Genomic DNA, 3,730 nt, shown 5'->3' on the forward strand with positions numbered 1-3,730 from the left:
CGAAGCCCTCGCCGACCCCCGCGTACGCAGCGGGAGCTACGCGCCGGAGGAGGAGGGCGGTGAAGGCGGCCAGGAGCGGGCGGAGGGTGAGCGGGGGCCGAGTGCGCCCGCGCGGGAGCTGCTGAGGTTCAGCACACCTCGGGATCCGGCGCTGCTGGCCCGGTTCGTGAAGCTGCGGGTGGTTGAGCCCGAGAACGCCTTCTGGCGGCGTGGCATTGAGGCCGCCGTGCGGTATGTGAAGGAGACCGGCGCCGAGCAGCTGCGGGTCCCGTACGACTTCATCACGCCCGAGGACTGGGTACCGGCCGGGTTCCCGCTGGGCACCTGGCTCGCCGACCAGCGGCGCTTTAACAAGGCCGGACGCCTCGGCGAGGCCCGTGTTGCCGAGCTGGACGAGCTCGGGATGGTCTGGTCCCACCAGGACATCGCCTTCGAGGAAGGGCTCGCCGCCGCCCGCGCCTGGGCTCAGGTGCACGGGCACTTCCTGCCGCCCGCCACCGCTGTCTGGGACGGGTACCCAGTCGGGACCTGGGCGAAGAACCAGCGTACCGCGGCCCGCCTCGCGGACATCATCGCCGAGCGGCGCGAGGCCGGCCTCCCCGTCGAATCCAGCGCCAGGGCACTCACCGAAGCACGACGGGACGCCCTGGAAGAGATCGACCCGGGCTGGTGCCCGGCGTGGGACACCGGGTGGCAGCGCTGCTTCCGCCTCGCCCACGCTCACGTCCAAAGCGGCGGGGCGGTGCCGAGGGTGCCGGGCGAGGTGATCGTGCAGGGCGAAGATCTCGGCCGCTGGGCCTGGGCGTGCCGCCTGGGCTGGGACGCGTTCCTGCCCGTCCAGCAGTGGCTCCTCGAGAACGTCCTCGGCCTCACTCCGGCTGAAGAGCACGAGCGGCCCGTGAAACGCATGCAGGACGATAAATGGGCGCTCAACCTCCGGGCGGCATGCCAGTTCCACGCCCGCGAGGGCCACCTGAACGTGCCCCGCAAGCATGTCGAACACCTGGAACCAGAAGACGGGCCGGCAGGCCGCCGGGACGGCGCTGAGGAGCTCCTGGCGGTGAAGCTCGGCATGATTCTCGACAACATCCGCAAACGCGCCGACAAGCTCACCGAGCAGCGCCGCGCAGACCTCGACACGCTCGACATGCGCTGGCCATGATGAGCGGCGCCACGGTCCCCCGTTCCTCGCTGCCGTACTCCTGTAGCGCCCAAATTGTTGTTCCAGCTCGGCGCTGCCTGCCGGAAGGGAAACCAGCAAGCCGCTGCGGTATCCCCATAACACCGCAGCGGCTGACCCCGACCATACCGGCGCCGTAGAGCACGCTGATCGGCCAGGTCCGGTGCCTCCCTCCAGCCCGAGTGCTTGAGGCGGGAGGTTCAGGTCAGGCAGGTGAGCACCGGCCTGTTGTCAGTGGCGCCTGCTACCTTGCGGCCACTCATTTCATACGTAGACAGGGGGCGTAGTGGGTCTTGCCGATGAGGTCGAGGGGGCTGTCACCAGGGTCGTCTGTGCCGACTGGGACACTCGCAAGGGCACCGTCGTGCCGTCGACCGAGAACGTGAATCTGAGCAACGGGGCCGTGGAGGTCGACGCGGTCTACCTCTACGCGGACTTGGCCGACTCCACCGGCCTGGCGCGTGACTTCACGCGTACGACGGCAGCGAAGGTGATCCGCGCGTACCTGGACGCCACTTGCAGGGTCATCAGGGCCAGGGGAGGAGAAATCCGCAGCTTCGACGGCGACCGGGTTATGGCCATGTTCATGGGCGACACCAAGAACACCGATGCTGCGAAGTGCGCTCTCCAGATCAACTACGCCGTGCAGAAGGTCGTGGGCCCGAAGGCGGAGGCGAACCTGCCTTCCCTCACGACGAAGGGCTTCGAGATCAAGCACTGCGTCGGCATCGACTCCGGTACCGCGCTCGTGGTCCGAGGCGGTGTACGCGGCAGCAACGACCTCGTCTCAATCGGTCGGGCCCCCAACGTGGCCGCCAAACTGAGCGACATCCGCAACGGCGACTACCGCACCTACATCACCAAGGCAGTCTTCGGCACCATGATGGACAGTGCGAAGTTCGGGGGCACCGAGAAGAAGCTCATGTGGGAAGGGCCCTTCACCCGCGAGGTCGGTGGAGAGAAGATCACCGTCTACAGGTCGAGCTGGACATGGAAGCTGTGAACGCCGCTTCCGATCCGCGCGAAACGGCCTGGCGCATCCATGCCGCCCTGGGCGAGTGGACGGCTCGCGTGGACGCGAAGGCGTCCTTCGCTCTGACGCTGGAGTCCGCCGCCCTGGTTGGCATCGTGGCTCTGTCCGACGAGAACCGTCTCTTCTCGAACCTCACCGGGTTCAGCGTCCGTGGTCCGCTGTGGGCCGGGATCCTGCTGATCCTGGCCGGCGCTGTCCTGGCGATCCTCGTCGTTGTTCCCCGGCTGCGTTCCAGGAAGAAGCTGCAGGCGGAGTCCGACCAGAACTTCATCTACTTCGGCCACCTGCAGTTCTGGGAGCCCACCGCCCTCGCGCAGACGTTCCAGGAACAGGACATGCTGCCCGTACTGAGCAACCAGCTCATCAACATGAGCAAGGTCGCTTGGCGCAAGCACCGCTTCGTTCAGCTCTCGTTCCTCCTCGCCGCAGCCGGAGGCATCCTCGTATTCATCGCTGGCATCGCCACCTAAGCAGCAGGGCCCGGATCCAGATGGATCCGGGCCCTGCTCATGCAGTAGCGGGGGCAGGATTTGAACCTGCGACCTCTGGGTTATGAGCCCAGCGAGCTACCGAGCTGCTCCACCCCGCGTCGGCAGCCCCCACCGTACGCCATCACAGCGAGGTCACGGACCACTTTCTGCCGGGGCCAGTCTTCTAGGCGGCGAAGCCGACGTTGGTGACGTACTCGTACTGGCCCCACTGGCTTCCGAGGTCCGGAAGGACATCGGTGGTCCATGCGGCGTCGAGGCCCTGGTGGTCGCCGGCCGCCCAGGAGCCGACGATCCTGTCCCAGCGGCGCACGTTCATCGACCGGTACTCCACCACCCGCTGCAGCGGGCGCGGCACCTGGGACTGGTTGATGGGGTGGAGCTCCACCCGGGTCCCACGGCCGCCGCGGTTGAGACGGGCCAGGAGATGCCGGGCGACATTCTGGCGTCGCACCAACCGGTACGCGGTATCGATGCGCTGCAGGTTGGCTTTCGACGGATGGCGTTTGCCCTCCAGCCAGGCTTTGAGCGTTCGGTCGGTGACGGTCAGCCCGGCATCCTTGGCGGCCTGGCGGCTCTTACCGGTCTTGGTCAGGTAGTGCAGGCGCGCTATCAGACCGCGCCTGGCCGTCACCGGGGTGGCGATACCGCCCGCGAGCTCGTCGAGTTTGCGGGCGACGGCGTCGCTGCCCTTGATGCCACGGGCGCCGAACTTCCCGAAGTCGAGGTTCTTTTCCGGCACTACTCCTGCCCCTCCTCTTCCGTCTCGGTGCGTCCGGTGTCGGCAATGTAGGTGTCCTTCACCTTGACTTCTGTAACGCCACGGCCCTCGGGGAAGACACGGCGCCAGTCGCCGATGACGTGGAGTTCGTCGGTGCCCATCGCCCGGACCAAGGTCAGGCCCTCGTCATGGACCTTAAGCGCCTTAAGCCACAGGTTGGAGAACGCCTGCGAACGGATGATGTGCATCCAGTCCGGACGGTACAGCTCCCGGTTGTAGTTCGACTCCCCCATCGTCGAGACGAACTT

General features: G+C 67.1%; 4 protein-coding genes, 1 tRNA gene and 1 pseudogene. 3 read left to right on the plus strand and 3 right to left on the minus strand.

The annotated features are described in order from the left end of the window. The 3 genes from ACZ53N_RS36725 to ACZ53N_RS36735 all read left to right on the plus strand — a co-directional run. On the plus strand, nt 1-1,162 hold a 1,162-nt coding region (locus ACZ53N_RS36725; protein WP_469145050.1), incomplete at its 5' end, for a helicase associated domain-containing protein. A gap of 304 nt (nt 1,163-1,466) precedes the next feature. After that, nucleotides 1,467-2,183 (plus strand): adenylate/guanylate cyclase domain-containing protein, encoded by a 717-nt coding sequence (locus tag ACZ53N_RS36730; RefSeq protein ID WP_469145051.1) that lies wholly within the window; start codon nt 1,467-1,469, stop codon nt 2,181-2,183. Then, nucleotides 2,171-2,683: a Pycsar system effector family protein gene (locus tag ACZ53N_RS36735; protein ID WP_469145052.1), complete on the plus strand. Its 513-nt coding sequence runs from the start codon at nt 2,171-2,173 to the stop codon at nt 2,681-2,683. Before ACZ53N_RS36730 ends, ACZ53N_RS36735 begins: the two co-directional genes overlap by 13 nt. A gap of 45 nt (nt 2,684-2,728) precedes the next feature. Here ACZ53N_RS36735 and ACZ53N_RS36740 read toward each other — a convergent pair. The 3 genes and pseudogenes from ACZ53N_RS36740 to ACZ53N_RS36750 all read right to left on the minus strand — a co-directional run. After that, a tRNA-Met gene (locus tag ACZ53N_RS36740) sits at nt 2,729-2,802 on the minus strand. A gap of 65 nt (nt 2,803-2,867) precedes the next feature. After that, the gene (locus ACZ53N_RS36745) at nt 2,868-3,443 is read right to left on the minus strand and encodes a transcriptional regulator (protein ID WP_469145053.1); all 576 of its coding nucleotides are present in this window, start codon (nt 3,441-3,443) and stop codon (nt 2,868-2,870) included. Further along, nucleotides 3,443-3,730 (minus strand): annotated as a pseudogene (locus ACZ53N_RS36750) (hypothetical protein); the annotation flags it as partial. The gene ACZ53N_RS36745 and the pseudogene ACZ53N_RS36750, both read right to left, overlap by 1 nt.

The sequence above is a fragment of the Streptomyces sp. NPDC033229 genome (assembly GCF_055576875.1).